Source organism: Planktophila turicensis (SeqCode) (genome assembly GCF_965234405.1).
Classification (GTDB): Bacteria; Actinomycetota; Actinomycetes; order Nanopelagicales; family Nanopelagicaceae; genus Planktophila; species Planktophila turicensis.
On the sequence record NZ_OZ248346.1, the window covers coordinates 508,094 to 531,492 of the forward strand.

Here is a 23,399-nt window from a genome sequence, read left to right on the forward strand (position 1 = left end):
ACCGATGGGGTGGTATTTTCTCGAGAGTTAGACCCTTTAGACTTCATATATGCATGAAGATTTGCTCGAACTTGCGAAGAAAGTCGGCGCCGAGGCGGCTGCGCTCCTCATGGACCGCCCACCTGCCTTTGAAATCGAAGAGAAATCCACTGCCATCGATATCGCCACTCAGATGGATAAGAAGGCAGAAACTTTTATTGTGCAATCACTTCTTGCAGCTCGCCCCGACGATGGAATCATCGGCGAAGAAGGCGCTGAGGTCGCTAGTAAATCTGGCATCACATGGGTTATCGATCCACTTGATGGAACCGTTAATTACTTTTATGGACTTCCTGGTTGGAACGTCTCAATCGCTGCAAAAGATAAAGATGGCTCTGTTGTCGGAGTTGTCGTTGCACCTACGATCAATTCAACCTGGTGGGCTTCTCGCGGTGGCGGAGCTTTCTTCAATGGCAGCAAGATCAAGACCAATGAGCCAGTTGAATTCAATCGCGCATTTATCGGAACAGGTTTTCAATACGATGTTGCTCATCGCGGACGTCAGATTGAGAACGTCGGTCGCATGCTTCCGTTGATTCGCGATATTCGTCGCAATGGAGCAGCAGCTGTTGATATCTGTTCAGTTGCAATGGGCTCACTCGATGCTTACTTTGAAGATGGGCTGAAAGAGTGGGATTGGGCGGCAGCTTCCCTCGTTGCCACTGAGGCAGGGGCGCGCTTCGGTCTCTACGGTCAGGCTCCTTATATGACCACCTTGGCGGCAGGTCCAACCCTGTTCGACGAACTCGAGGGCTTCCTCAACCTCCACGCGTAATTTCGAGGGGCATTTGGCCGATTTACGCTCAGAGCCCCTTCTATGGCAAGATACGCAGTCTGCACGGCGATACCCGTGCTTATAGATAAGTAATGAACAGGAATCACCATGAATATTCTCGACGTCGTAGATGCAGCCTCACTTCGTAAGGACATCCCACAGTTCCGCGCAGGCGATGAGCTCAAGATTCACGTCCGTGTTATCGAAGGTAACAAGTCACGTCTTCAGGTATTCCAGGGAATCGTTATCGGTCGCCAGGGCGACGGAGTCCGCGAAACTTTCACAATCCGTAAGGTTTCTTACGGCGTTGGCGTAGAGCGCACATTCCCAGTTCACACACCAGTTATTGAAAAGATCGAGCTTGTCACTAAGGGCGATGTCCGTCGTGCAAAGCTCTACTACCTCCGCGATCTCCGCGGTAAGGCTGCAAAGATTCGCGAAAAGCGCGATGGCATTGTTGGTTACGGTGATGGAATTCTTTCAACTCCAGTTGCAGTTGTAGAAGAAGTTGTTGTGTCCGAGCCAGCTGCGGTTGAAGTGGTGGCAGAGGTTCCAGCTGAAGTTACGATTACAGAAGATGTCGTAGTAACAGAAGCAGTTGCAGAAGAAGCTCCAGTTGCAGAAGCACCAGCAACTGAAGAAAAGCCTGCAGAGTAACTTCACCTCTTCACATGCCACGCAAGGGCTCAGTCCTTCGTGAGTTCCCGATTCTTATAATCGTTGCGCTCGCCGTTTCTCTTCTTATAAAGACTTTCCTTGTGCAGTTTTTCTATATTCCTTCGGGCTCTATGGAGAACACACTTCAAATTGGTGATCGCGTAGCCGTTAACAAGCTGCCATTTATCTCAAAGACAATTAATCGCGGCGATGTTGTGGTCTTCCGTGATCCTGCTAATTGGCTTCCTGAACCATACGAAGCATCTGGAAATAAAATTCTTGGAAAAGTTAAAGATGGCCTCGTGACTGTGGGAGTACTTCCCAACCCTGCAAAGCAATACCTTGTTAAGCGCGTCATTGGCGTAGCGGGAGACAAGGTCATCTGCTGCGATAACGGCAAGCTGACAATCAATGGCAAAGAAACTTCTGAGCCATATATTTTTGCAGGCAATAAAGCGAGCGATTTAGATTTCAACATCACTGTCCCAGAAGGAAAAATCTGGGTAATGGGAGATCACCGCGGTTCATCTGCTGACTCTCGTTATCACCAAGATGATGTCAATAATGGTTTTGTTCCGGTCTCTAAAGTAACTGGCCAAGTCTTTGCAACTATCTGGCCAATCAAGAGCGTCGGATTAGTTCCAGGCCAGAACCCCATCAAGTAATCAGACACCGCAAACATTATGAAAGCGATCGAAGAACTTCTTCGTAACGCAGGAATCTCACCTATCGCAGGTGTTGATGAAGCCGGTCGCGGACCGTGTGCTGGCCCATTAGTTGTTGCCGCAGTTATTCTCAAAGATCCCAATGCGCCAGAACTAGCTGAAGTGCGAGATTCCAAAGAAGTCTCTGAAAGTAAACGCGAGATTCTCTTTGATGTGATTATGAATATCGCCGAAAGCGTTAGCGTCATTATTGTTCCGCCAACTGAAATCGATGAACGCGGTGTGCATGCAGCAAATCTTGATGGAATGCGCCGTGCAGTGAAGGGGCTTTCTATTGAACCGGCATATGTACTGACAGATGGTTATGCCATCGAAGGATTAGCTATTCCCAACGTTGCGGTGTGGAAAGGCGATCAAGTTGTGACGGCAATAAGTGCAGCATCGATTATCGCCAAGGTAACTCGTGATCGCATGATGATTGAGCTAGATAAGACTTATCCGCAGTATGGTTTCGCAAAACATAAGGGCTATATCACTGCTGTTCACACAAAAGCCCTTGCCGAACATGGTCCGTGTATAGAACACCGTAAATCGTTTTCAAATATCGCTGCCCTTCTTCAATAGTTTCCACAGGCACTTACTTTTCTTCATGTGAAGTAAGGGGAGGGCTCTAACCTCCCGCGCATGGTGGCTAGAGTTAAACGTCCAGGAGCTAAACAGCGCACAGGCGCCTTTGGTGAAGAAGTAACTGCGCAATATTTATTGGCCCGTGGAGATGAAATCCTCGATCGTAACTGGCGCATACGTGAAGGTGAAATAGATCTTGTTTCACTCAGTAGCGATGGTGCTTTTCATTTCATTGAAGTAAAGACTCGTAGCTCACTCGCATTCGGGCATCCCTTTGAAGCAATTAATCGGGATAAAGCACATCGTATGCAGCGCTTGGCGATGGGATGGTTGGCAACTCATGGGTGCTTGGGATGCGAATACACAATTGATGTCGTTGCAATTCTGATTGCCGCCGATGGCACTCACACCTTGGAATACCGAGGTAATTTGTTATGAGCATCGGACAAACTCAGAGCATCGCACTACTGGGGCTCACCGGAAGTGTTGTCGAAATCGAAGTAGATATCTCAGATGGAATCCCCATGTATTCACTCTTGGGACTGCCGGATGCTGCCCTGCAAGAATCGCGCGACCGTGTGCGAGCTGCGATATCGAATTGCAATGAGATCTGGCCCAATAGAAAGGTAACTGTTTCGCTATCACCAGCATGGTTACCAAAGAGTGGTTCCAGCTTCGATCTCTCGATTGCGCTAGCGATTCTGATTGCGCATGGCACAGTGCCACAAGAACCTTTTACATCCATGGTCGTACTTGGCGAGCTAGCACTCGACGGAAAAGTTCGCTCAGTGCGCGGTGTATTGCCAGCACTCATTGCAGCTTATAAATCTGGGATTACGCGCGCAATTGTTCCGGCCGCGAATCGTTCTGAAGCTGCACTGATGACACAGATGCAGATCCTTACCTTTGAATCACTTCGAGAGGTTCTTCTATGGGGTCGCACGGGCGAGCATCCTGTTGCCCAAGAACTCGATTTAGAGAAGACAGATGTCGATGAATACCTCGACTTCGCCGATGTCGCAGGACAAACCAAAGCGCGCTTTGCTGCCGAAGTCGCTGCCAGCGGCGGGCATCATCTGCTGCTTATTGGTCCACCGGGTACAGGAAAGACGATGATTGCATCGCGTATTCCAACAATTCTTCCTTCCCTCACGATTGATCAGGCGCTCGAAGTAACTGCAGTGCATTCCATTTCAGGAGCGCTGGGTTCGCGTTCACCGATGTCGCTGGTTGCTCCAATTGTTTCGCCGCATCACACAGCTTCGCGCGCTTCCATTGTTGGCGGCGGTTCGCATGTCATTAAACCAGGTGCGTGCAGCTTGGCTCATCACGGAGTGCTCTTTATCGACGAGGCACCTGAATGTGCCATTGGCGTTCTCGATTCATTACGCCAACCTCTTGAATCCGGAACCATCACTATTGCGCGCAGCGTTGGAAACATTACTTTCCCTGCGCATTTTCTCTTAGTGCTTGCAGCAAATCCATGTCCTTGCGGAAAGTACACAGGCAAAGGTCGCAATTGCACTTGTTCGTCAGTCCAGGTTCGTCGCTATTTAGGAAAGCTCTCCGGTCCGCTCATGGACCGCATCGATATGCGAGTACAAGTTGATCCTGTTAGCCGAGTAGAGATGGCGCAGACAGAGCTTGGCGAAAATAGCGCCGAAATTCGTGCTCGAGTAATCAAGGCACGAAAAGCTGCGGCAGATCGTTTTGGTAATGATCCATGGCAACTTAATGCTCAGATTCCAAGTCGTGAACTTCGCGGCAAGTATCGCCCACAACGCGATGCCATGAATTTTCTCCACGATGAACTAGATCGAGAACGAATAACTGCGCGCGGACTTCATAAGGTCATTCGCTTGTCATGGACCCTTGCTGATTTAGCAGGGCATGCAGTTCCGACCCTCGATGATGTCGAACGAGCACATTCACTACGTGAAGGAACTGATCTATGAAAGAACGTGCACAACGCCTTGCGCTCTTTTCAGCCATTGAAGGAGGGGCAACTTTCTGGAATCGTGAAATCACAGAACGGGGAGTGCAATCAGTTTTCGATCGCATCAAAGGCAATGTGTATGACTCTGTAAAGCATGCGGCGTTAGTTGAAAAGGTTCAAAGTTTTGAGAGCTCTACAGCTTTTCAATCCATAGAGAAGTTAGGTGCCCACTTCATCATCCCAGGAGATGCGCAATGGCCGCTGCGCGTGGATGAACTTGAGTGCCCACCAATTGGTCTGATCGTTAAGGGAAATGTTGAAATCTTAAGCAATCCCTCTCTTGCAATTGTTGGCACACGTAATCCAACGCCCTACGGCATTCGTATCGCAGGAGATTTTGCTGCGGGTTTTGTTGATCGCGAATGGGACATTGTGAGCGGGGGAGCATATGGAGTTGATACAGCAGCGCATCGTGGTGCTCTCGTTGCTGAAGGTCGCACCATTGCGGTGATTGCATCAGGAATAGATCTGCAATACCCATCGGGAAATACCAGGCTCTTTGAAGAGATCTGCGAGAACGGAGCGATCGTTACCGAGGTGATGCCCGGAGTTCCGGCACTTCCTCATCGTTTCTTAACTCGCAATCGACTTATCGCAGCGCTTTCACAAGCAACGCTGGTTGTCGAGGCGGCTTTTCGAAGTGGATCACTGCGAACTGCACGAGATGCGGCCGAACTTATGAGACCAGTGATGGCGATACCTGGGCCAATCAATTCTCCTTCATCAGAAGGCTGCCATCGACTTATTGGAGAGAGAGCGGCTGAACTAGTGACATCTGTGCCTGATGCAATCGAGTTGATCTCAGCGCTTTAGGTTCTTCTCGCATGTAATGAGAGAATACATACATGAGTGATTTCCGTTCGGGCTTTGTGGCTATTGTCGGCCGCCCCAACACTGGTAAGTCAACTCTCATTAACGCACTCGTTGGAAGCAAGATTGCGATTACATCGCCTCATCCCAACACCACTCGTCACGCTATTCGCGGAATCGTTAACAATCCTGATTATCAGGCAATTCTTGTAGATACACCCGGAATCCATAAGCCAAAGACGTTGCTCGGTCATCGCCTCAACGCTGTCGTCAACGAGAGCCTTGATTCAGTCGATATTGTGATGATGTGTCTTCCGGCTGATGAAACTTCAGGTGCTGGAGATGAATTCCTAGCTGCTGAAATTGCGAAGTATTCACGTGCCAAGAAGTTCGCACTGGTTACCAAAACAGATTTAGTTTCAAAGAAGAATTTAGCGACTCGCTTGCTTGGAATTTCCTCCCTTGCAAAGGGATTTACTTGGGATGAAATCGTCCCAATCTCTGCTGCAATTCACGAGCAGATTGATCTCCTTGAAAAGCTGATCGGCGATAACTTGCCTGTTGGTCCTGCCTTTTATCCAACAGATGTAAAGAGTGATCAGAAGATTGAAACTCTCATCTGCGAACTCATCCGCGAAGCTGCCTTACGCGATGCTCGCGAAGAACTTCCTCACTCAATCATGGTCACCATCGATGAGATGGCAGAACGTGAAGAGAAGGGCAGTCGCCCTTTCTACGATATCCACGCCACGATTCACGTTGAGCGGGATTCACAGACAGGTATCTTGCTGGGCCACCAAGGCGAGCGATTGAAAGATATTGGAATGCGCGCACGTAAAGATATTGAGCGCGAACTCGGTGCACGTATTTTTCTTGGACTTCACGTCAAGGTTTCAAAAGAATGGCAGCGCGATCCAAAGCTGCTTGAGCGTCTCGGATTTACTGAGCGCTAATAAGACCTGTTGCTAAGGCAACAAGGAGAGCTGAACCCAGCACAACGCGGTAAATCACAAAAGGCGTAAAGCTCTTGGTTGAGATGAACTTCATCAACCAAGCAATCACTGCATAACCAATAAGAAATGCTGTGACAGTTGCAGCGAGTATCTCTGGCATGGAATAGACCGAAACAGTTGAATCATCCATAGCCTGCTTGAGTTCGTAGAAACCACTGCCAAATACCGCAGGGACTGCCAGTAAGAATGAGTAACGAAGAGCTGCTTCGCGCTTGTATCCCAAGAAACGACCGAGAGCGATTGTTGCGCCAGAGCGAGAGACGCCAGGAATAAGCGCCATGGATTGTGCGAATCCGTAAATAACTCCATCACGTGCAGAAAGGTTAGATAAATCTTTAGCGCTCTTACCGACGCGATCGGCAAATCCGAGAATCAACCCAAAGATGATGAGCGTGGATGCGATAACCCACAATGAACGGAAGTTGTTGGTGATGTACTCCTGGCCGAGATAGCCAAGTACAACTATTGGCAGAGTTCCGATGATGATGAGGCTTCCTAAGCGAGCTTCAGCAGATCCATCACGTGTAAACCAGGCACGTGCGATATTGAGAATGTCTTTGCGGAAGTAGAGCAAAACAGCGAGCTCGGTACCAATCTGCGTGATGGCAGTAAAAGCAGCACCTGGGTCAGTTGCGTTGGGTAGAAACTCTCCGACAATACGGACATGCGCACTTGATGAAATAGGCAGGAACTCAGTAAGACCTTGGACCATTCCTAAAAAGAGCGCTTCTAACATGGAAGTTAGTATCTCAATAATTACTTGGCGACAGGTTTACGGCTCGCGAAGTATGAACCGATTAATACCAATGGAAGTCCAAGGACGATTCCAACTGTGAGTGGTTCATTCAAGATGATGACTCCCAGAACTACTGCGATTGCAGTGTTGAGGTAAGTAACCAGAGATCCACGGGCAACGCCGATGATGGATGCAAGAGTAAAGAATGCAGCAAAGGCAGCTCCTGTTGAGAGAACGCCAAGACCAATAATCGAGAGCACTGCGCCCTGCGAAATCTGATGCGTTGGCCATTGAACGATGGACCACGGGAGGTAGAAGATTGCAGTCATCGCCATCGCAACTGCATTAATTGCAATTCCTGAAACGTGGGGTAGAGCACCTTGCACCATCATGACTGCATATGAGTAACCAACTGATGCAACCAAAACCATTGCGATCGAAAGTGGATCAGCAGATCCGGTAATGCTCTCGATACCAACAACAGCTACGAGGCCGATAAAGCCTGCGATGATTCCGAATAAGCGCGTGTGATGCCAGACTGATTTATCTCCGCGCATTGAAGCAAAGATGGTTGCCCAGATAGGCACTGACGCTACAAGGAGTCCGGCAAGTCCAGATGAAATCTTCTGCTCTGCGGTTCCAATGAGAATCCAAGGACCGATCATTTCTAATAGCGCATAAGCAAAGACATAACGCCATCCACGAACAGCTGCAATCAACTGACGTTGCTTAATGGCGATAGGAATCAAAATCGCAGCACCGATTGCCGTACGCAAGAAAACAACTGTTGCAGGGCTAAAACCATCATCGGGATCAACTGCTACCTTGATGAAAAGGTAAGGAATACCCCAAAGAAAACCGACAAGAATGAATAAGAACCAACCGCGACGTGACATGTTTTCCTTAGTTGTTGATAACGCTCTTATAGAGCGCGATGGTTTGGGCAGCGACGGCATCCCAGCCGAACTCTGACTGGGCACGTGCACGTCCTGCTTTTCCATACTTTTCAAGCAGGGCAGGATCTGCCATCAGTGATGAAATAGCTGTTGTTAAATCTGATTCGAATTTAGTGTGATCTGTTGTGTAATCAACGAGTTCACCTGTCTGCTTATGAGAAACGACTTCAGGGATTCCACCAACACGAGACGCGAGCACTGCTGTTTCACAACCCATAGCTTCAAGGTTGACGATTCCAAGAGGTTCATAAATTGATGGACAGAGGAACAAGTCGGCGTGAGTAAGAGCTGCTGTCAGCTTGTCGTGGGGGAGCATCTCCTTAATCCACCAGACGTTGGAGCGAGTGCTCTGAAGTTCTGCAATGAGTGCGGCAACTTCATTGCCAATCGTCTCTTCATCAGGACTTCCGGCAGCAAGAACGAGTCCGAATTCAGCTGGAACGTTCTTCCAGGCACGGAGTAAGTGCGCTAAACCTTTTTGACGGGTAATGCGGCCAACGAACATTGCGTAGCGACCAGTGATTCCAAATTCCTTCAAAACCGAGCCATCGTGATTTGGAGCAAACTTATTAGTGTCAACGCCATTGCGGATTGTGACTACCTTGGCAGGGTCCACTTCTGGATACGCGCTTAATACATCTGCGCGCATTCCATCGCTTACGGCGATGATGGCAGCAGCAGCTTCGTAGGCAGTCTTCTCAGCCCATGAAGAAATCTTGTATCCGCCACCGAGTTGTTCTGCTTTCCATGGGCGTAAAGGTTCGAGCGAATGTGCGCTGACGATATGAGGTGTGCCGTACAGAAGTGAAGCTGTATGTCCTGCCATATTGGCATACCAAGTGTGTGAATGGATGACATCAACGTTGTGAAGGTTCTGGGCGATCGCTAAATCAGTTGCAATCGCTTGAAGCGCAGGGTTTGCAGATGCGAATTCGGCGGGAGTGTCATAGCCGTGAGATCCGTCGGTGCGAGGTCCGCCAAAACAGTGAATATCGACTTCGACACCTGAGACCGCGCGAAGGGCTTGGGTTAATTGAACGACGTGGACGCCGGCTCCACCATAAACCGCTGGAGGCCACTCTTTGGTAACGATTCCGATTCGAGTAGCGCTCATGAGGTAAGAGTATCGGTGACTCTAGATAGATTGAAAGTTGTTAGGTAGCCTTACGCCATGCCTCGCTACGAAGTTCCCCTCGGAATTGTTCTTGCGGGCGGTGAAGGCAAGCGTTTGATGCCACTTACTGCAGATCGCGCAAAGCCTGCAGTGCCATTCGGTGGTTCGTATCGCCTCATCGACTTTGTACTTTCAAATCTTGTAAATGCTGAAATGCGCAAGATTGCAGTTCTCACTCAATACAAATCACACTCACTCGATCGCCACATCACCACTACATGGCGCATGTCGACACTTCTTTCAAATTACATCACTCCAGTACCTGCACAGCAGCGACTCGGTCCACGTTGGTACACAGGATCTGCCGATGCAATCTTGCAGAACTTCAACTTGATTCAAGATGAAAATCCAAAGCATGTTCTTGTCTTCGGTGCTGACCACGTTTATCGCATGGATCCAAGCCAGATGTTCGAACAACATCTCGAGACAGGTGCAGGAATCACAATCGCTGCGATCCGTATGCCACGTGCAGAAGCACACGACTTCGGAGTTATCGAACTCGCAGAAGATGGCATCACCATTAAGGCATTCCACGAGAAGCCATCTAATCCACCAGCGATGCCAGGACACCCTGATCTCTGTCTTGTCTCAATGGGTAACTACATCTTTAAGCGCGATGTCATGGAAGAGTCGCTCATTCTCGATTCAGAAGATCTTGAATCACGCCATGACCTAGGTACAAACATTATTCCGATGCTTACAAAGGCTGGCCTTGCAAAGGTCTATGACTTTGAAAATAACGTTGTACCTGGCGCAACCGAGCGCGATAAGGGTTACTGGCGCGATGTAGGTTCAATCGATGCTTACTACGACGCGCATATGGATCTAGTTTCGATTCATCCAATCTTTAATCTCTATAACCGCGAGTGGCCTCTGCTTACTAACCCACCTTCACTTCCACCTGCAAAGTTCAGCGCAAGCGGAATCGCTCAGGATTCAATCGTGGGTGCAGGTTCAATCATCGCGGGTGGTCACGTTAACCACACGGTCACTTCTTACGATGTTCACGTTGGAAATGGTGCTTTTGTTGATGGCGCTGTCCTCATGCCAGGTGTAAAGATTGGCGATCGCGCTGTAGTTCGTAAGGCAATCATCGATAAGAACGCGATTGTCGAAGCAGGTGCGCAGATCGGTGTTGATCTTGAAAGAGATCGTCAGCGCTTCACCGTTACCGAGAGCGGAATCGTCGTCGTCGGTAAGGGCATGATCGTTACTGCGTAAGCTTCTTAATCTCTGCAGCAACAAAATCAATCGATTCCCGCGCAGTAGGCGTCACAGCCATATTGGTGAAGAATCCGTGAATCATTCCCGCATATTCTTTATAAATCACCGGCACCCCATCGCGCTGCAATAGCTCGGCATATTTTTCACCATCACTAATCAGCGGGTCGTATTGGGCGGTAATGATGATTGCAGGGGCAAGATCTGCAAAAGATGTTGCTTTCATTGGCACTGCATATGGATTTGTATCGTGCTGACTTCCTTGTAAGTACTGATCCCAGAACCATTTCATCGCTTGCGTTGAAAGCCCATATCCCGTTGCATTATTAATATATGAATCAGTTTCGAAATCACGATCGTTGCACGGATAGATAAGAAGTTGAAAAGCAACGCTTACATTGTTATCACGAGCTTTGATTGCAACACCGGAGGCCAAGTTAGCTCCTGCGCTATCTCCTGCAACACCGATTTTTGCAGGATCAATCTGCAATAGCGCGGCGTTTGCGATTACCCATTGAAGAGTTGAGTAGCAATCATCGAAAGGAATCGGGAATGGATGTTCGGGCGCTTTCTGATAATTGACGCTGATGATTGTCGCGCCACTTTGATTCGCTAACCGAGCAAGAGAAGCATCGTAAATATCGAGGAAGTTAAGAACCCATCCACCGCCATGGAAATACACGATTGCTGGTGCATTAGTGGCCGTGGCTGGTCGATAGATTCGAATAGGTAAATCAGCAGTTGGCCCTGGAAAGTACCTATTGATGATTTCGTGCACCGGTTCTACGGGACCAGCTAATGCAGGACGTGATTGCGAGTTCTTACGAATGACATCGACGGGGGCTTCCCATACTTGCGGAAGACCAGCTGCAGCACCTGCTTCAAGGAAAGCTTTGATTTCTGGAGCAAGTGACATGGAGTTATTGAATCAGAGTTCACCACGAGAGAGAAGGTCTAACACTTCTTTCGCGCGCTCTCGCAATTCCGGTAAATCACTCAATCGTTTCAACCCGGCTAATTGCTGGCCCATGCGATGGTTCTTTGCAAAACGTTCTTGATTGCGATCAAGGAAATCCCAGTACAGCGTTGTAAATGGACAGGCGTCATCACCGATGCGTTTCTTGGGATCAAAGGCGCATCCCTTGCAGAAACTTCCCATCTTTGAAATATATGAACCACCTGATGCATAAGGTTTGGTAGCTAACTTGCCGCCATCTGCATGCAAACTCATTCCAATGACATTGGGAACCATTACCCAATCGGCAGCATCGATAAATGCTCGGCGCATCCAATCTAAGAATTCTTGCGGTGAGGTTCCGGTGATGAGTGCCAAATTACTTAAGACCATCAAGCGTGGAATGTGATGCACCCAAGCGCGCGCTTCGATATCTCGAACCTGAGTTGATAAGCAATTCATCTCAGTTTTGCTGGAATCTGTAAAGAGAGGCAAGAGTGGGCGAGTGGCAGCTAAAGCATTTTCATTGCGATAGAGATCTCCAAAGTGCCAATAGAGACCATTGATGTATTCGCGCCAACCAATGATTTGGCGAATAAATCCCTCTGCACTTGCTAGCGGAATATCACCTTGAGCAAAGCGCTTGAGCGCTGCAGCGATTACCTCTTCAGCATGGAGCAATCCAACATTGAGGTAAGGACTTAAGAGTGAGTGATTGACCGCCCACGAATCGGCGACCATCGCATCTTCATAGGCGCCGAATTCAGCAAATCCTGTTTCGAAGAAGTGGTGCATCTGCTTCAGAGCAGCGGCGCGGGTTGTGCCCCAAGTTGTATCGGGATCATCACCAAAGACAGGAATCTTGCGCTTCTTGATATCAGCAATTATTGCCGCATCGATTTCATCGCGTGAATGTTCAAGATACGCGGGCCATATGTGCGCACCCTTAGGAGGCGGAAGACGATTATCGGCGTCGTAATTCCACTTGCCACCTACGGGGTCGCCGCCTTCCATCAAGATGTTTAGGCGAACACGTTGTGCGCGATAGAAGTTCTCCATCACCAAGCTCTTCTGCGCATTGGCCCATTGCGCAAAAAGTGGGCGGGATGTCAGAAAGAAATCGTTAGGGATAAGAGTCAGCCCGAGGCCTTTTAACTGTTCGAACTGTTGATGTGAAGATGGCTCGGTAACTTCAATCTCAACGCCTGGGTTGGCAGCGCGAAACTCGTTGATTCCTACTTCAGTGTTAGCGCTTTGAATGAATGTGACTGTAAATCCTTCATCGCGTAGCTCTTGCAAGAAGTGATCGCGGGCGGACATCAGAAAGAAGAGGCGCTGAATATGCCAAGAGCGAGTAGTGAGCATGCGTTCACTCTCGATGAAGAGAATCTGATGGGACTTTGGATCTGCTTTCTTCAGCGCTCCGTAATCGCGATTCAGTTGGTCGTTAAGAAGAAGTACTGTCTTTTTAGATTCAGCAGTTACCAATTGGCGGTTCTATCTCGTAGGGTTCGGTATGCGCTCACAACATCTGGCGTTGCCGGTGAGTGAGTAGATGTAACTTCACCCAAATTCCATTGTGGCGGAGTAGCTCCACCCAAGAGCGCCCACGCAGCTTGTCTGGCAGCACCATCAGCAACATATTCGCCAGGTTGTGGCACAAGTACTTCACGACCAAAGAGTGATGATGCAATAGATGAAATTGCAGGATTCTTTGCTGCTCCACCAATGAGTAGAACACGATTAATTGAAACACTTAATTGTTCAAGCGCGTCAACTGCATCTACAAGGCCACACAACATTCCTTCAATCATTGCGCGTGCGATATCTGCAGGATTTGAGTTTGAAAGGTTCATGCCAGCAAAGACGCCAGTTGCATCAGGACGATTTGGAGTGCGCTCACCTTCGAAGTAAGGAAGGAGAGATAAACCATTTGCTCCTGGCTTTGCGCTCAGTGCTAGAGCGCCCACTTCATCATGAGTCTTTCCTAAGATGCGGGTGGCAGCATCCAAAATTCGCGCCGCATTGAGCGTGCAGACCAGAGGCAAGAAGCGACCTGTTGTATCAGCAAAACCTGCAACCGCGCCACTTGCATCATGGGTTGGCTTATCTGAAACTGCGAATGCGGTTCCACTTGTACCAAGAGAGACAACAACATCACCAGGTTGGGCTTGAACACCAAGGGCAGCACCTGCGTTGTCACCTGCTCCTGCTGCGATAGGAATACCCGAAAGTGTTTCGCCACCAAAGGCACTTGGTGCCACGATGCGTGGAGTAATAATGGCGCGATCTGTTAGTAGCGCTGATTTCAGTAAGTCGTCGCGATATGTTGAAGTGACAGGATCGAAGTAGCCGGTACCTGATGCATCAGAGCGATCGGTAAATAGCTTCTCGAAATCTTTTCCACCTTGTAAGCGCCAGGAAAGCCAGTCGTGGGGGAGCGCTACTGCTGCAACTTTATCTGCATTTGCTTTTTCATTATCAGCAAGCCAGCGAAGTTTCGTTGCAGTAAAGGATGCAACTAGAACTGAACCAACTTTCTTTGCAGTTTCTGCATCACCTCCCATTTCAGAGTTGAGATCGCGTGCAGATTGCGCAGAACGAGTGTCGTTCCACAAAAGTGCGGGGCGAATAACTTCGCCATTGCTATCGAGTGTGACCATTCCATGTTGTTGTCCGCCGATTGAGATTGCAGCAACATCGTCTAATCCGCCCGCATCGGCGATCGCACTTTCGAGGGCTTTCTCCCAGAGGGCTGGCTCTATTTCTGTTCCGTCAGGGTGAGAAGCGCGACCCTGGCGAAGTAACTCACCAGTATTAGCGTTGCGAATAACGACCTTTACGGATTGGGTCGACGAGTCCACGCCAGCAACCAATAGGCCAGCCGAGTGGTGGGGTTTTGCCATGGCGAAAGGCTAGACTGTGCCAGTCAGTGTTGACCACAGTGCGGCTTATTTATTTAGCCAAATCTCACTTAATTTTGGAGCGTTGCAATGCGTATTGGAATTCTTACAGGTGGCGGAGATTGCCCAGGACTTAACGGCGTTATTCGCGGAGTAGTTACAAAGGGAATCAAAGAGTACGGATACGAGTTCGTCGGATTCCGTGATGGTTGGAAGGGTCCTCTTGAGGCTCTCACCATGCCTTTGGATCTTGCAACTGTTAAGCCAATTCTTGCAAAGGGCGGAACCATCCTTGGTTCATCACGTACCAACCCATTTAAGATGGAGAATGGCGTCGAGCGAATCAAGCAGAATCTTGCTGATCAGGGCATCGATGTTCTCATCGCAATCGGTGGCGAAGACACACTCGGCGTTGCAACAAAGCTCGACGCGCTAGGCGTCAAGGTCATCGGTGTTCCAAAGACAATCGATAACGACCTTAACAACACAGATTTCACATTCGGTTTCGATACTTCCGTCAACATTGCAATGGAAGCAATCGATCGCCTTCACACAACTGCAGAATCACACCACCGCCCATTGATCGTTGAGGTCATGGGTCGTCACGCTGGTTGGATTGCACTCCACTCAGGTATTGCAGGAGATGCGGCATGCATCTTGATTCCAGAAGTTAAGTTCTCTGTCGACAAGGTATGCGAATACGTAAAGTCACGTTTTGAAACAGGTACAGCTCCAATCATCGTTATCGCTGAAGGTGCAATCCCTCAGGATGGCGACATGATCACTAAGGATCAACCACTCGATGCATTCGGCCACGTACAGCTTTCAGGTATTGGCGATTGGCTCGCAGCTGAGATCGAGACAAAGACTGGCTATCAGACACGTTGCACAGTCCTTGGACACATCCAGCGCGGTGGAACTCCATCAGCATTCGACCGTGTTCTTAGCTCACGCTTTGGACTTGAGGCAATCACAGCAGTTCACGAAGGTGACTTCGGCAAGATGATGGCTCTTCACGGAACAACAATCGCTCGTGTGCCTTTGGCATCAGCGACAGATGTTCTTAAGACTGTTCCAATCGAGCGCTACGAGGAGATCACTTCGTTCTTTGGATAATCTCCCTCCGAGATTGCCACTGAATTACCTATTCTTATGACTATGAATACTTCTTCCTCGCAACTGGATTCACTCTTCGATCCATCACTCGTCGCTGCCCAGCAACCTAATTGGCCGGGCGGACATGATGGAGAGCAGATGAAGAAGGCTGTTGCTGATCTTCGCGCGCTTCCTCCACTTGTCTTTGCGGGCGAGTGCGATGATCTCAAGGCGAAGATTGCAGAAGCTGCAGCAGGACGAGCATTCTGGTTACAAGGTGGAGATTGCGCCGAAACTTTTAATTCAGCAACTGCTGATTCAATTCGTAACCGCATCAAGACAATCTTGCAGATGGCTGCTGTATTGCAGTATTACTCAAGCTTGCCTGTCATCAAGGTAGGCCGCATGGCTGGGCAGTTTGCAAAGCCACGCTCCAATGACCTTGAGACTCGTGGGGATGTCACACTTCCTGCATACCGCGGCGATGCTGTAAACGATATTGAATTCACAGAAGCAGCTCGTACACCAGATCCAAATCGACTTGTTCGTGTTTACAACACATCTGCTGCAACTCTTAACTTAGTTCGCGCATTTACCCGTGGTGGTTTTGCAGACCTTCGTCAGGTGCACGAGTGGAATAAGGGCTTTATCCGCGATTCTAAGTTCGGCGATAAGTACGAGCAGATGGCAAATGAAATCGGTCGCGCACTCTCATTTATGCAATCAGCTGGCGTAGATCCAGAACAGTTCAAGGCTGTTGATTTCTATGCAAGCCACGAAGCTCTCATCATTGAATACGAGAAGGCACTTACTCGTATCGATTCACGTACGCAGCTTCCATACGATGTTTCAGGACACTTCATCTGGATCGGCGAACGCACACGTCAGCTCGATGGCGCACACGTTGATTTCGCATCAAAGGTACGTAACCCAATCGGTATCAAGCTTGGACCTAAGTCGACTGTCGAAGATGCACTCGCACTTATTGCAAAGCTCAATCCAGATAACGAGCCAGGTCGCATTACATTCATTACACGTATGGGTGCGGGCACGATTCGCCAGGCACTTCCTGCACTTGTCGAGGGTGTAACAAAGAGCGGCGCACAGGTTCTCTGGGTATGCGACCCAATGCACGGCAATACCTTTGAATCTAAGAATGGCTACAAGACACGTAACTTCGAAGATGTTCTCGATGAAGTACGCGGATTCTTTGAAGTCCATAAGAAGCTCGGAACCCACCCAGGTGGAATCCACATTGAGCTCACTGGTGACGATGTCACTGAATGCCTTGGTGGCGGAAACGAAGTATCTGAAAAGGATCTCGAATCACGCTACGAAACAGCATGCGACCCACGCTTGAATCACTCGCAATCACTCGAGCTTTCATTCTTGGTTGCTGAAATGTTGCGCGACCGCTAATTTAGCGAGCGTGACGCTGCTTCTTTCCACCCTCGCAACACCTATCGGCAACCTCAATCTGATTGCAGATCAACATATTCTGCTTGCAGCAAATCTCTCTAATCTCAAGGCGCTCAAAGAGAGCCTGGGTGCCGATGATGCTGCGCACGAGATCAAGAGCGTTGCAAAGATTCCTGTCATCACCGATCTGATTAATGATTACTTTGCCGGAGATATCTCAGCACTTAATTCGATTCAGGTGCGCCAACCCGGTGCGCCATTTTCGCAAGCAGCATGGAAGGCGATGAAGAAGGTAAAGCCTGGCGCAGTTATCTCTTATGCGGATCTAGCAGAGCGCGCCGGAAGCCCTGCAGCTGTACGCGCAGCTGGAAGTGCGTGCGCAAAGAATGCAATCGTTCTTATTGTTCCGTGCCATCGCATCGTAAAAACTGGCGGAGCGCTAGGAAATTATGCCTACGGTTTAAATAAGAAAGAGTGGCTACTTCGCCACGAGGGCGCTCTTTAATATTTTTTCCAGGATTTCAATCGCCTGAGAACACTGCGCATCATCGAAATCAAGATGAGTAACAAGACGTGCGTAGTGAGGACCCAGTGCGCTAATCCATAGCCCAGCTTCTTTGCAGCGAGCAGTTAATTCAGCGGCCGTGATTCCGACCTTAGATAGATCAAGACCCACAATATTTGTCATAACTTTTACAGGATCTACAAGGGATGAATCAATGGCCGCAAGTGCCACGGCAATCTTCTTTGCGCGAGCATGATCTTCGGCAAGACGAGCAATATTGTTATCAAGAGCGTAATGAGCAGCTGCTGCAATGATTCCTACTTGTCGCATTCCAGCGCCGTAACGTTTGCGCCAGATGCGCGCTTCGCCAACACGTTCCTTCGTTGAAAGCATGACTGAACCAATGGGTGCGCCAAGTCCCTTTGAAAGACAGACGCTAATGGTGTCGAAGTGCTTGCCGTATTCTGAAAAAGTGACACCGGATGCAACATGGGCATTCCAGATGCGCGCACCATCGAGGTGCATGGCGATTCCGCGTGCACGTGCAGCTGTTGAGAGCTTGGCAATTTCCTCAATCGGCTGAACAGTTCCGCCACCGAAGTTATGTGTGTTCTCAACTGCAATTGCCTTAGTTGAAACTAAGTAAGGACCAGCGTTCTCATGTGCAATAGCTAAAGGATCTTCAGCATTCAAAAGGCCATCAATTGAAGGCCAGGTACGCGTTGTGATTCCGCTAAAGGTTGCCGCGGCTCCAAGTTCAGCGCGGACAATATGTGAGCGAGTTTCTACGAGCAGTTCTTCACCGGGCTTTACCAAGGTACGAATTGCTAGCTGGTTAGCAAGTGAACCTGTGGGGGAGAAGAGGCCAGCTTCGTGGCCAAACATCGCAGCAACGCGTACTTCGAGTGCGTTAACGGTTGGATCATCGCCATAGACATCATCGCCAACTTCGGCAGATGCCATAGATTCGCGCATTGCAAGGCTGGGCTTAGTGACAGTGTCAGAGCGTAGATCAATAGCCATTTATTTGTTCTCCGATGGTGAATTCTCTGTGAGAACGATGACGAACATTGCGGTCAGAACCATAAGACCACCAAGGGTAGCTTGAATGGTCAAACGTTCACCACCGAAGATAAATGCAAAGATTGCCGCGAAGACGACTTCCATCGTCAGGATGACAGCCACTTTGGTTGTGGTCATATGCGCCTGAGACCAAGTCTGAACCACAAAGGCAACGGCAGTACAGATCACTGCAGTAAATACAACGACTGCCCATACACCTGAATCTGGTGGCGCTGAATAGCCTTCGGGGATAGATGCGATTCCAGAGAGAAGTGCGCAGACTGCAAGTTGTACAACTGTCATCGCATAGACGTCGCGACCCGATGACCATTTACCTAACGCGATGATGTGAGCGGCGAAGAAGAAGGCGCTTGCCAGAACTAGCATCTCTCCAAAACCAACTGAGAAGCCTCGGATGGAGAGAAGCCCAAGTCCAACCGTTGCCACAAAGACACAACCCCAAATTAATTTTGTAAGTTTCTCTTTCAGAAAGTAACTAGCAAGCAACGGCGTAAAGACAACATAAAGACCAGTAACAAAACCTGTGATGGCTGCTCCTGTGCGCGCTAGCCCAAGAGTTTGAAAGATATAGCCCAGCCCTAGAAAAATGCCGGCATAGCTTGCGGGCAGAAGTAGCTGGCGATTAAATTTCTTAATAACGCTTGGTTTCAAAGCAATCATGACAAGGACTGCTAAAGAGAAGCGGGTAAAGAGAAAGTTATTAACGCTCTGACGTTCGATGGCATCTTTCATCACAACAAAGGCCATGCCCCATGCAGCAGAAACAGAGAGAAGCGCCCAGGGCGCAAGGCGAATCTTTAACGCGTGAGACGAACTCATCCACGTAGCTGCTTTAGAAGTGCGATTTCCTCGCCGTGTTCAGGTTCCATTCCTGGAGTTTCGAGAATAAGTGGTGCATTCGCTACCGCAGGATGCTTCAGCAATTCCGCGAATGGATCGACTCCGATAAAGCCCTTACCGATATTTTGGTGGCGGTCTTTAAGTGCGCCACAGACATCCATTGAGTCATTAGCGTGGATAAGTTGAATTCGTTCGATGCCAGCAACTTGAACGAGAAGATCGAGGGTCTCTTTCATGCCGCCCTTCTTTGCAATGTCATGCCCTGCTGCAAAGACGTGACAGGTATCGAGGCAGATACCCACCTTGGGATGGTAGTTAAGGGCCTTGAGGTAATTCTCTAGATCTTCAAGTCGCTTAACGAGAGATTGACCTTGCCCCGCTGTTGGTTCGAGAAGGAGCATTGGAGCATCATCATCGAGTGATTCAAGAATTGGCATCATGCCTTTTTCAATCTGCTTCCAGGCGTTATCGACGTTATCTTCCTTCACAGCAGAACCTGTGTGAACGACAACTCCGAGTGCGCCAATCTCTTGGCCGCGCTTTAGTGAATAAGCAGTCGATGCCAACGAGTTCTTATATGTATCTTCAGTTGGCGAACCTAAGTTAATGAGAAATGGTGCGTGCACATAAGTTTCAATATCGAGCGCTTCAGCCTTTTCGCGAAAGAGCGCATCAGCTTCATGATTGGTTTCAGGCATCGCCCATCCGCGTGGATTCGATGTAAATACTTGAATCGCCTCAGCTTGTGTTAGCTCGGCATATGCGATGGAACGCTTAGCCATTCCTCCTGAAGTAGGAGTATGAGCGCCGATACGTGGCTTTTTTGGTGACTTAGCAGCTGGAGACATTTGCCTACCCTACTGTGATGGTCACCGTACTGCCACGTTTGACCTTGCTTCCCACCTTCGGAGAAATATTTGTCACCTTCTTGACCGCCTTCTTACCGATCTTCTTGACGACAACCTTCAATTCAAGATCCTTCAGGGCTTGAACAGCCTTGGCTTCTTCAATTGAAAAGAGGTTAGGGATATATGCGTATTGCGTTCCCTTAGAAATAACCAATGCAACGGCAGAACCCTTATCTGCAGTTGCCCCTCCTGCAGGTTTCTGCGAGACAACTTCTCCAGCAAGACGCGTCTCACTAAATGCATATGTGGAAGTCACAGCAAAGCCTGCATCTTGAAGTTCATTGAGAGCCTGATCTGAACTCTTGCCAATATAAGAAGTGAGAGCTACTTGTTCGATTCCCTTAGATACACGAATCACAACAACAGAGCCGCGCTTTACCTTCTCACCTGAAGGTGGATTGGAATCAATGACATAACCCTTTGGAACAGTGGTGCTGAACTCTTCAGAAAGCGGTTTGAGATCCAGTGGCATCTTCGCAATTAGATTCGTTGCTGCCTCTGGTGTAAGTCCCGCTACTAGCGGAAGAGTGAAACGTTCAGGTCCCTTTGAAACAATCAGTTTCACAGTTCCGCCTGCATCGACGCGACCGCCTGCTTCAGGAAGAGATTGAATGACTCGACCTTCAGCAATATCTTCACTGAATTGCTTCTCGATAATCAGAGAGGTAAGACCTAGTGGTTCAAGGGCTGCAGAAACTTCACTCTGTGATGCGCCAACTGTTGATGGCACAACAACGCGAGAGCCTGGCCCAATTAATACATACCAACCAACAATGCCGACGACTACGGCCATGAGCAAGGCAATCTTGCGGTTGCGACGAACGCGCTTGCTAGCTTTCTTGCGCTTTCTTACCTCTTCAGTGGTTTCACGGGGTGCAGGAGTTGGGATACTTTCAGTCAATTCTCTTACCTTTGCTCGCAGTGATTTCCGGTTTGGCTTTGGTCGCATCGGTTCGATGGGAATATCTAGTTCAAGGCTGAGTTGATTCTCTTTAGGGCTGAGGGCCTGATTAATGCGCGATAGCTCTTCATGGAAGACCGTTGCATCACGCGGGCGTTCATCGGGATTGGAACTAGTGGCGCGATAGATCAAATCATCGAGTTGCTCAGGAATACCTGAAACTAATGAGCTGATCTTAGGAACGCGATTATTCACATGCATGTAGGCAATCTGAATTGGTTCGGCACCTTCAAAAGGTTTCTTGCCGGTAAAGATTTCAAATGCAGTAATTGCTATCGAATAAATATCGCTACGTGAATCTGCGATGCCGCGTTGCACCTGCTCGGGGGAGAGGTAAGAGACGCTACCGAGAATGACGCTGGATTCTGCCGTCATGGTGCCGCCCAGCAAAGGACCCTTTGCTAAACCAAAGTCGGCAATCTTGATGCGACCTTCTTTAGAGATCAAGATATTTTCTGGCTTTAAGTCGCGGTGAACAATTCCGATTTTATGGGCGGCAGATAGCGCGCTGAGTACAGGAAGCAGGAACTTGATTCCATCCTTGACTGAAAGACTTCCTTGTTCATTGAGATATTCACGAAGCGTGTGGCCTTCGATCATCTCCATCACTAGGAAGATTGCTGGTGTGCCATTCTGATTCCAGCCTTGATCTTGTACAGCAACAATATTTGGGTGAGAAAGCGCGGCAGCGGCTTTCGCTTCGCGGATAAAGCGTTCAACAAATTGTTCATCCTGCGCCAAGTGGGGGTGCATGATTTTGACTGCAACTTTGCGATCCAAACGAGTATCGAGTGCCTCGTAGATGCTGGCCATGCCGCCTGTGGCCATCTGGCGAATGAGTTGGTAACGCCCATCAATGAGCTCGCCGGTCAGGTCGGACATATCCCGAATTCTAGGTAGTCAGTACGAAATCAGCGGCGTTCTGCGTGCCCTCGTCGCGAAAATGTTGCTCTTGTGTGGAAAGCCACTTTTTCATCTGACTCTCGATTTCATTTCCATCACGTTCTAAAACCCTTGCCAAACCTTCTGAATCATCAATATCAATCCAGATGAGGGCAGCAAGTGAATCGCGAATAGCCATCTGTCCGCTGCCGACCCCTTCGAGGATAAGCAGCTCTGACTTTTCAATTTCAGATACTGGATTAAATTCGCCAGCAAGCCAGTTATATGTCGAAAGAGATATTGGCTTTGCATCCTTATGGGCGCATACAAGGTGTGTAAGAACGTCGGTCAATTGCGATGTGAGTGCGTTATCCCAACCGTCATAGAGATCATCCATATGAACTTCGGTGATGGAATAACGCTGGGCCAGAGCAAGCTTTACATCGTGGGCAAGAGTTGTCTTTCCTGCACCTGCTGGCCCATCAATTGCGATGATGGGTTGCGGTACGTCCTTACAGAGATCGGATAGCGCGTCTATGAGATCCATACCAAGCACTCCATCCCAGCGCAGCCATTGCAGTGAACGCTACATAGAGCAGCGTTGTAAAGAGCAACCCTTGTGATGCATAGAGCGCGACGTATCCGGCATCGACAACCAACCACATTGGCCAGCTGTCGTACTTTTCATAAACCATCAGAATCTGTGCCGCGAGTGAACCAAAGAAGAGGAGTGCATCAACGTAGGTAGATGCAGCGCCTGCCCACTTCAAGACTGGGCCGAGTGCAAGTGTTGCAACCAAGATTGCACCGATTGTGTACAAGCGATACTTATTTTTAAATGGACCAGGCTTTGCACCCGTTGGTTCCCAGCCATACCAGCCGGCAATTGCTGCTGCGATAAAGACTAATTGCAGCGCCGCGCTTGCATAGAGTTTGTAATGTAAGAAGAAAACTCCATAGAGAACGCTGCTGAGCGCCCACCATGGCCAGGTAATTCTCTTGGCTGTAATACCGAGTGCAACACCGATAAATGAAACTACTGATGCAATAAATTCGAGATAAGAAACTTCATAAGTCCAGGCGGTGAAAAAGGTGGAATACATCTATCCTCATTTCTAGATCCGCATTACCGGACCAGTCAGACGGTCGACTTCGATGAAGTCCTCTCAGCCACTGTGG

General features: G+C 49.0%; 23 protein-coding genes and 1 pseudogene. 12 read left to right on the top strand and 12 right to left on the bottom strand.

Going from position 1 to position 23,399, the window contains the following annotated elements; all coding sequences use genetic code 11:
• The first annotated feature begins 49 nt into the window (after window positions 1–49).
• From AC8GFK_RS02640 to era, 8 genes and pseudogenes are all read left to right on the top strand, one after another.
• A complete protein-coding gene (locus AC8GFK_RS02640) occupies window positions 50–814 on the top strand; it encodes an inositol monophosphatase family protein (RefSeq protein ID WP_506625629.1) in 765 nt (254 codons plus the stop codon).
• Between the two features lie 108 nt (window positions 815–922).
• Window positions 923–1,264: pseudogene (gene rplS, locus AC8GFK_RS02645) on the top strand (50S ribosomal protein L19); the annotation flags it as partial.
• 221 nt (window positions 1,265–1,485) lie between these two features.
• Window positions 1,486–2,136: a signal peptidase I gene (lepB, locus tag AC8GFK_RS02650; protein ID WP_506625630.1), complete on the top strand. Its 651-nt coding sequence runs from the start codon at window positions 1,486–1,488 to the stop codon at window positions 2,134–2,136.
• Between the two features lie 18 nt (window positions 2,137–2,154).
• Window positions 2,155–2,760, top strand: a complete 606-nt coding sequence (rnhB, locus tag AC8GFK_RS02655; RefSeq protein ID WP_506625631.1) for a ribonuclease HII — start codon at window positions 2,155–2,157, stop codon at window positions 2,758–2,760.
• 60 nt (window positions 2,761–2,820) lie between these two features.
• Window positions 2,821–3,201, top strand: coding sequence for a YraN family protein (locus AC8GFK_RS02660; RefSeq protein ID WP_506625632.1), 381 nt, complete (start codon window positions 2,821–2,823; stop codon window positions 3,199–3,201).
• Window positions 3,198–4,718: a YifB family Mg chelatase-like AAA ATPase gene (locus tag AC8GFK_RS02665; protein ID WP_506625633.1), complete on the top strand. Its 1,521-nt coding sequence runs from the start codon at window positions 3,198–3,200 to the stop codon at window positions 4,716–4,718. The genes AC8GFK_RS02660 and AC8GFK_RS02665 overlap by 4 nt, the downstream gene beginning before the upstream one ends.
• Window positions 4,715–5,572, top strand: a complete 858-nt coding sequence (dprA, locus tag AC8GFK_RS02670) for a DNA-processing protein DprA (RefSeq protein ID WP_506625634.1) — start codon at window positions 4,715–4,717, stop codon at window positions 5,570–5,572. Before AC8GFK_RS02665 ends, dprA begins: the two co-directional genes overlap by 4 nt.
• A 32-nt stretch (window positions 5,573–5,604) precedes the next feature.
• Window positions 5,605–6,522: a GTPase Era gene (era, locus tag AC8GFK_RS02675; protein WP_506625635.1), complete on the top strand. Its 918-nt coding sequence runs from the start codon at window positions 5,605–5,607 to the stop codon at window positions 6,520–6,522.
• Here era and AC8GFK_RS02680 read toward each other — a convergent pair.
• The 3 genes from AC8GFK_RS02680 to glgA are packed head-to-tail and all read right to left on the bottom strand — an operon-like array spanning window position 6,509 to window position 9,388.
• Window positions 6,509–7,318: an undecaprenyl-diphosphate phosphatase gene (locus tag AC8GFK_RS02680; RefSeq protein WP_506625636.1), complete on the bottom strand. Its 810-nt coding sequence runs from the start codon at window positions 7,316–7,318 to the stop codon at window positions 6,509–6,511. The genes era and AC8GFK_RS02680 overlap by 14 nt on opposite strands.
• 20 nt (window positions 7,319–7,338) lie before the next feature.
• Window positions 7,339–8,214 carry a DMT family transporter gene (locus AC8GFK_RS02685; RefSeq protein WP_506625637.1) on the bottom strand — a complete coding sequence of 292 codons (876 nt, stop codon included), beginning with the start codon at window positions 8,212–8,214 and terminating at the stop codon, window positions 7,339–7,341.
• 7 nt (window positions 8,215–8,221) lie between these two features.
• Window positions 8,222–9,388: a glycogen synthase gene (glgA, locus tag AC8GFK_RS02690; RefSeq protein ID WP_506625638.1), complete on the bottom strand. Its 1,167-nt coding sequence runs from the start codon at window positions 9,386–9,388 to the stop codon at window positions 8,222–8,224.
• Window positions 9,389–9,445: 57 nt separating this feature from the next.
• Between glgA and glgC the strand changes: the two genes are divergently transcribed.
• Window positions 9,446–10,669: a glucose-1-phosphate adenylyltransferase gene (gene glgC / locus AC8GFK_RS02695; protein ID WP_506625639.1), complete on the top strand. Its 1,224-nt coding sequence runs from the start codon at window positions 9,446–9,448 to the stop codon at window positions 10,667–10,669.
• Here glgC and AC8GFK_RS02700 read toward each other — a convergent pair.
• Genes AC8GFK_RS02700 through xylB form a run of 3 tightly spaced genes read right to left on the bottom strand, consistent with a single transcriptional unit; the run spans window position 10,659 to window position 14,530 of the window.
• Window positions 10,659–11,585, bottom strand: a complete 927-nt coding sequence (locus tag AC8GFK_RS02700; protein ID WP_506625640.1) for an alpha/beta hydrolase — start codon at window positions 11,583–11,585, stop codon at window positions 10,659–10,661. The genes glgC and AC8GFK_RS02700 overlap by 11 nt on opposite strands.
• Window positions 11,586–11,597: 12 nt before the next feature.
• On the bottom strand, window positions 11,598–13,112 hold the full coding sequence (locus AC8GFK_RS02705) for a cryptochrome/photolyase family protein (RefSeq protein ID WP_506625641.1): 1,515 nt from the start codon (window positions 13,110–13,112) through the stop codon (window positions 11,598–11,600).
• Entirely contained in the window at window positions 13,106–14,530 is a 1,425-nt protein-coding gene (xylB, locus tag AC8GFK_RS02710) for a xylulokinase (protein WP_506625642.1), read from the bottom strand. Before xylB ends, AC8GFK_RS02705 begins: the two co-directional genes overlap by 7 nt.
• A gap of 87 nt (window positions 14,531–14,617) precedes the next feature.
• Between xylB and AC8GFK_RS02715 the strand changes: the two genes are divergently transcribed.
• Genes AC8GFK_RS02715 through AC8GFK_RS02725 form a run of 3 tightly spaced genes read left to right on the top strand, consistent with a single transcriptional unit; the run spans window position 14,618 to window position 17,546 of the window.
• The gene (locus AC8GFK_RS02715) at window positions 14,618–15,643 is read left to right on the top strand and encodes a 6-phosphofructokinase (RefSeq protein ID WP_095673391.1); all 1,026 of its coding nucleotides are present in this window, start codon (window positions 14,618–14,620) and stop codon (window positions 15,641–15,643) included.
• A gap of 42 nt (window positions 15,644–15,685) precedes the next feature.
• On the top strand, window positions 15,686–17,041 hold the full coding sequence (locus AC8GFK_RS02720) for a class II 3-deoxy-7-phosphoheptulonate synthase (RefSeq protein ID WP_506625643.1): 1,356 nt from the start codon (window positions 15,686–15,688) through the stop codon (window positions 17,039–17,041).
• A 10-nt stretch (window positions 17,042–17,051) separates the two neighbouring features.
• Complete coding sequence (locus tag AC8GFK_RS02725) at window positions 17,052–17,546, top strand: methylated-DNA--[protein]-cysteine S-methyltransferase (protein WP_506625644.1); 495 nt, start codon at window positions 17,052–17,054, stop codon at window positions 17,544–17,546.
• Here AC8GFK_RS02725 and AC8GFK_RS02730 read toward each other — a convergent pair.
• The 6 genes from AC8GFK_RS02730 to pnuC are packed head-to-tail and all read right to left on the bottom strand — an operon-like array spanning window position 17,520 to window position 23,323.
• A complete protein-coding gene (locus AC8GFK_RS02730; RefSeq protein WP_506625645.1) occupies window positions 17,520–18,569 on the bottom strand; it encodes a threonine aldolase family protein in 1,050 nt (349 codons plus the stop codon). The two genes, AC8GFK_RS02725 and AC8GFK_RS02730, sit on opposite strands and share 27 nt — an antisense overlap.
• Window positions 18,570–19,448: a DMT family transporter gene (locus AC8GFK_RS02735; protein WP_506625646.1), complete on the bottom strand. Its 879-nt coding sequence runs from the start codon at window positions 19,446–19,448 to the stop codon at window positions 18,570–18,572.
• Entirely contained in the window at window positions 19,445–20,317 is an 873-nt protein-coding gene (locus tag AC8GFK_RS02740) for a deoxyribonuclease IV (RefSeq protein WP_506625647.1), read from the bottom strand. Before AC8GFK_RS02740 ends, AC8GFK_RS02735 begins: the two co-directional genes overlap by 4 nt.
• A 4-nt stretch (window positions 20,318–20,321) precedes the next feature.
• On the bottom strand, window positions 20,322–22,220 hold the full coding sequence (gene pknB / locus AC8GFK_RS02745; protein ID WP_506625648.1) for a Stk1 family PASTA domain-containing Ser/Thr kinase: 1,899 nt from the start codon (window positions 22,218–22,220) through the stop codon (window positions 20,322–20,324).
• 10 nt (window positions 22,221–22,230) lie between these two features.
• Window positions 22,231–22,767: a uridine kinase family protein gene (locus AC8GFK_RS02750; protein WP_506625649.1), complete on the bottom strand. Its 537-nt coding sequence runs from the start codon at window positions 22,765–22,767 to the stop codon at window positions 22,231–22,233.
• A complete protein-coding gene (pnuC, locus tag AC8GFK_RS02755; RefSeq protein WP_506625650.1) occupies window positions 22,733–23,323 on the bottom strand; it encodes a nicotinamide riboside transporter PnuC in 591 nt (196 codons plus the stop codon). Before pnuC ends, AC8GFK_RS02750 begins: the two co-directional genes overlap by 35 nt.
• Between the last annotated feature and the right edge of the window lie 76 nt (window positions 23,324–23,399).

What these genes read in the sequence shown, in the direction of transcription:
- pknB (WP_506625648.1), bottom strand. Translation starts at nt 22,220, where the DNA reads ATGTCCGACCTGACCGGCGAGCTCATTGATGGGCGTTACCAACTCATT.
- rnhB (WP_506625631.1), top strand. Translation starts at nt 2,155, where the DNA reads ATGAAAGCGATCGAAGAACTTCTTCGTAACGCAGGAATCTCACCTATC.
- AC8GFK_RS02640 (WP_506625629.1), top strand. Translation starts at nt 50, where the DNA reads ATGCATGAAGATTTGCTCGAACTTGCGAAGAAAGTCGGCGCCGAGGCG.
- AC8GFK_RS02715 (WP_095673391.1), top strand. Translation starts at nt 14,618, where the DNA reads ATGCGTATTGGAATTCTTACAGGTGGCGGAGATTGCCCAGGACTTAAC.
- AC8GFK_RS02680 (WP_506625636.1), bottom strand. Translation starts at nt 7,318, where the DNA reads ATGTTAGAAGCGCTCTTTTTAGGAATGGTCCAAGGTCTTACTGAGTTC.
- glgA (WP_506625638.1), bottom strand. Translation starts at nt 9,388, where the DNA reads ATGAGCGCTACTCGAATCGGAATCGTTACCAAAGAGTGGCCTCCAGCG.
- AC8GFK_RS02665 (WP_506625633.1), top strand. Translation starts at nt 3,198, where the DNA reads ATGAGCATCGGACAAACTCAGAGCATCGCACTACTGGGGCTCACCGGA.
- AC8GFK_RS02740 (WP_506625647.1), bottom strand. Translation starts at nt 20,317, where the DNA reads ATGTCTCCAGCTGCTAAGTCACCAAAAAAGCCACGTATCGGCGCTCAT.
- AC8GFK_RS02730 (WP_506625645.1), bottom strand. Translation starts at nt 18,569, where the DNA reads ATGGCTATTGATCTACGCTCTGACACTGTCACTAAGCCCAGCCTTGCA.
- AC8GFK_RS02750 (WP_506625649.1), bottom strand. Translation starts at nt 22,767, where the DNA reads ATGGATCTCATAGACGCGCTATCCGATCTCTGTAAGGACGTACCGCAA.
- AC8GFK_RS02735 (WP_506625646.1), bottom strand. Translation starts at nt 19,448, where the DNA reads ATGAGTTCGTCTCACGCGTTAAAGATTCGCCTTGCGCCCTGGGCGCTT.
- dprA (WP_506625634.1), top strand. Translation starts at nt 4,715, where the DNA reads ATGAAAGAACGTGCACAACGCCTTGCGCTCTTTTCAGCCATTGAAGGA.
- lepB (WP_506625630.1), top strand. Translation starts at nt 1,486, where the DNA reads ATGCCACGCAAGGGCTCAGTCCTTCGTGAGTTCCCGATTCTTATAATC.
- AC8GFK_RS02660 (WP_506625632.1), top strand. Translation starts at nt 2,821, where the DNA reads ATGGTGGCTAGAGTTAAACGTCCAGGAGCTAAACAGCGCACAGGCGCC.
- AC8GFK_RS02685 (WP_506625637.1), bottom strand. Translation starts at nt 8,214, where the DNA reads ATGTCACGTCGCGGTTGGTTCTTATTCATTCTTGTCGGTTTTCTTTGG.
- pnuC (WP_506625650.1), bottom strand. Translation starts at nt 23,323, where the DNA reads ATGTATTCCACCTTTTTCACCGCCTGGACTTATGAAGTTTCTTATCTC.
- AC8GFK_RS02700 (WP_506625640.1), bottom strand. Translation starts at nt 11,585, where the DNA reads ATGTCACTTGCTCCAGAAATCAAAGCTTTCCTTGAAGCAGGTGCTGCA.
- glgC (WP_506625639.1), top strand. Translation starts at nt 9,446, where the DNA reads ATGCCTCGCTACGAAGTTCCCCTCGGAATTGTTCTTGCGGGCGGTGAA.
- xylB (WP_506625642.1), bottom strand. Translation starts at nt 14,530, where the DNA reads ATGGCAAAACCCCACCACTCGGCTGGCCTATTGGTTGCTGGCGTGGAC.
- AC8GFK_RS02720 (WP_506625643.1), top strand. Translation starts at nt 15,686, where the DNA reads ATGAATACTTCTTCCTCGCAACTGGATTCACTCTTCGATCCATCACTC.
- era (WP_506625635.1), top strand. Translation starts at nt 5,605, where the DNA reads ATGAGTGATTTCCGTTCGGGCTTTGTGGCTATTGTCGGCCGCCCCAAC.